3 protein-coding genes are annotated in these 2,768 nt (G+C 40.7%); all 3 read right to left on the reverse strand.

The window, feature by feature from the left end:
* Positions 1-1,162 (reverse strand): NADH-quinone oxidoreductase subunit F (locus Q0410_RS00955; RefSeq protein WP_299031836.1); only part of this gene is annotated, 1,162 nt, incomplete at its 3' end.
* Positions 1,143-1,649 carry an NAD(P)H-dependent oxidoreductase subunit E gene (locus tag Q0410_RS00960; RefSeq protein ID WP_299031839.1) on the reverse strand — a complete coding sequence of 169 codons (507 nt, stop codon included), beginning with the start codon at positions 1,647-1,649 and terminating at the stop codon, positions 1,143-1,145. The genes Q0410_RS00960 and Q0410_RS00955, both read right to left, overlap by 20 nt.
* A gap of 565 nt (positions 1,650-2,214) precedes the next feature.
* Positions 2,215-2,768: TlpA disulfide reductase family protein (locus Q0410_RS00965; RefSeq protein WP_299031842.1), on the reverse strand; the 554-nt coding region annotated here is incomplete at its 5' end.

Consider the following 2,768-nt stretch of genomic DNA (forward strand, 5'->3'; position numbering starts at 1 on the left):
GTGTGCACTTACCACAAGATTCATCCACAGAAAATTCTAGGAAAAACCTTGCCACATCTACCATGCAGTCGTCTTCGTCCATGACAACCATGCCGCCAGAGCCCATTATAGAGCCGATTTCTTTGAGTGATTCGAAATCGCAGCCTGTATCAAAAAGTGATTCTGGAATACAGCCGCCAGAAGGTCCGCCAGTTTGGACGGCTTTGGCATTCTTGTCATTTTGGATTCCACAGCCTATGTCATATACTCTAGAATTGATTGATGTACCCATTGGCACTTCTACAAGACCAGAATTTTTGACCTTGCCTACTAGGGCAAAGACCTTGGTTCCTGGAGATTTTTCTGTACCGTAGGCTCTAAAATAGTCTGCTCCTTTTAGGATAATTTGAGCCACGTTGGCAAAGGTTTCTACGTTATTGATTACAGTTGGCTTGCCCCAAAGGCCCTTGACTGTTGTCCTAAATTCCTTGTTACGAGGTTGGCCACGCTTGCCTTCGATAGACTCCATAAGGGCTGTACCTTCGCCACAAACAAAGGCGCCTGCCCCAAGTCTTAGGTCAATATTAAAAGAAAAATCTGATCCTAGGATGTTTTCTCCTAAGAGATTGTATTCTTTGGCATCTGCTATGGCGTGTCTCAATGCCTTGACAGCCTTTGGATATTCGGCTCTAACATAGACAAAGCCTTCCTTTGCACCAACAGCCCTAGCACAAATTGCCATGGCCTCAAGAACTGAATGAGGGTCGTATTCTAAAACTGACCTATCCATGAAGGCCCCAGGATCACCCTCGTCAGCGTTACAAATTATGTATTTGGTGTCAGTATCTTGTTTGAAGGCAGTATCCCACTTGCGACCTGCAGGAAAACCCGCTCCGCCCCTGCCCCTAAGACCTGAATCTGTGACTACTCTTATAATTTCATCTCTTTCCATATCGAAGATTGCTTTTTCCAGGGCAAAATATCCGTCTCTGGCAATGTATTCGTCAATCGAATTAGGGTCGATTATCCCACAATTTCGAAGGACTAGCCTTACTTGATTTTCATAAAAATCGCCCTTAAGCCTTATATCTTCGCCTTCGATTATGTATTCATCTGGATTGAGTCTATCTATTAACTTTTCATAAGCTTCTCTTTTGATACCTTCAAGCTTTGACTTCATCATTATCCTCCAGTGCCTTTGCTATTATTTCATCTACCATAGCCTTAGTCGCCATGCCGACATTCTTTGATGCATCAATACTTACAACAGGAGCAATCCCACATTCTCCGATACACCTAGCTTCAGTTAGGCTTATCTTGCCATCAGCTGTAGTCTCGCCACACTTGATATCGAGCTTTTCTTCCAGAGCCTCAAGGATTTTATCAGAGCCTTTTACATAACAGGCAGTACCCAAGCAAACGCAAATCTCGTGCTCTCCCTTTGGTATAAAGGAAAACTGAGAATAGAAACTCGCTACCCCATAGATTTCTGAAGAATGCACACCCATCCTAAGGGCCATCAAATCCACAACCTCTTCTGGTATGTAGGAGAAAATTTCCTGGGCCTTTTGAAGAATTGGCATCACGGCACCCTTCTTGTCCTTGTTAGCATCCAAAAATTCTATAAATTGATCAAACTTTTCCTGATCTTTCTTAAAACAAAAACTCATATACACCTCCTAATGGTAATAAAAATTTTTAAACAAAAATTTTTATGATTCTCACGGTTTATCAAGCACGAAGTGCGAAGTATAAATCGATGAGAAACCTTATGTAATTTTTTAGAAACGATGCGAGGAATACGAGCATTGATTCTAAAAAGATTACGTTCCTTAACCCCGGCTATGGCCGGGGATTTCAATTCTAATACTAAAGTGTCAGATCTGCCAACCGTTTCTTACCAGAAACGGGGTTAGGCTTCAACTCGTATTTTTTGCGGTCTTCACACTAAAGTGTCAGACCTTCCATCAATTTGATTTCATCAAATTGGGATAGGTCTTCACAATATATACGAGTGCGAAGCACGAAGTATAGATTGATGAAGAACCTTATGTAATTTTTTCTGTAGATTGCGACGAAAAGGAGCAATCGGAAGAAAAAGATTACGTTCCAAATTATGGTTCTTACTTAAATGTTAACAAATTATGAAAACAATTTCAAGGTCAAAATATGGCTTGATTTAGGCAAAAGAAAATCCCGACTAGGTCGGGATAAACTAAAATACATGGAGAGAACTTATTTGCTTGAAGACTCCTTAGCAAGGTCAATATTTTTCTTAAGTTTTGCCAATTGGTCTTCTGTTGTGATTGCACCTACTACATCTTCGCCTACTATATTGCCGTTTTTGTCAACTACGATTGTTGTTGGATAAGCAAATACGTGGTCTAGGTATTTTTTGATTTCGCCTTCGTTTTTGACACCTAGGGCCTGGTAGGTTGGCTTGTTTTCATCAATTATTCTCTTGTAGGCTGCCATTGTTGACTCGTCATATTCTGCATCTGTACAAAGGGTTAGGAAATTAACCTTGTCATCTTTTTTAAGGTCATCTGCTACTTTATTTAGCTCTGGTATCTCTTGGATGCAGGCAGAACAACCTGTAAACCATAGGTTTATAACTGTTGCGTCGTAGTTTTTGAAGTCTTCATTAGTAAATTTCTTGCCGTCTTGATCTTTTGCTTCAAAATTACCAAGAGTATTTGGTTTTTCACCTTCTACTTGAGGCTCTTCGATTAGGGTTTCTGTATCTGTTGTGATTCGTGCCCCTTCTGGCATTTCCGCTTGACTTATTG

Origin of the sequence: uncultured Anaerococcus sp. (genome assembly GCF_937934665.1) — a bacterium.
Taxonomy (GTDB): domain Bacteria; phylum Bacillota; class Clostridia; order Tissierellales; family Peptoniphilaceae; genus Anaerococcus.